Annotated in this window: 1 pseudogene; it reads right to left on the bottom strand. The window is 37.5% G+C overall.

The annotated features are described in order from the left end of the window. Positions 1-15 precede the first annotated feature (15 nt). A pseudogene (locus tag UYI_RS0131430) lies at positions 16-504 on the bottom strand (IS701 family transposase); the annotation flags it as partial.

The following is a 504-nucleotide window of genomic DNA, read 5'->3' as shown; positions in this document are numbered from 1 at the left end:
CCCTCTTTTGTCACTCTAGGCAGAGGAAAAGTAGAAATCAGGATGAGTCAGGAAAATAAAAATTGAACTTGTGAGGTTATAAACGATAGACTGAAGTTTAGAAAAACCATTAGATAATTGAGGGATAGGAAAAACCGTTAACCAGGGAAATATCAAATTAAATAAAGTAAAAGGTTGAATTATCAAACGAAGATTGTTAAGAATATTCTTCCAGCCCTTTCCATCATCCCACCAGGGGTGTTCAGTTAATTTTGATTGGGATTTTGGCACAGAAGATTGCATTTGTTCAGAGTGAAGGCTAACCATCAGGTAAACACTACAGACAATCTCCCACCATCGCTCAATATCCGGGTAGTGAGTTAAACGGTAATCAGCCCAACCTAATTCATTCTTACTTTGCTTCAAGCCATACTCAACCCAAGTTCTTAATCCATAAAAATTACCGACTTCCCTTGGTGTAATGTCGGGATAATTACTCATTACATACCAAGTAGAATTTCCTGG

Origin of the sequence: Fischerella muscicola PCC 7414 (assembly GCF_000317205.1) — a bacterium.
Taxonomy (GTDB): Bacteria; Cyanobacteriota; Cyanobacteriia; order Cyanobacteriales; family Nostocaceae; genus Fischerella; species Fischerella muscicola.
Note: the sequence above shows the minus strand (reverse complement) of the source record. Positions and strands in the feature narration are given on the sequence as shown.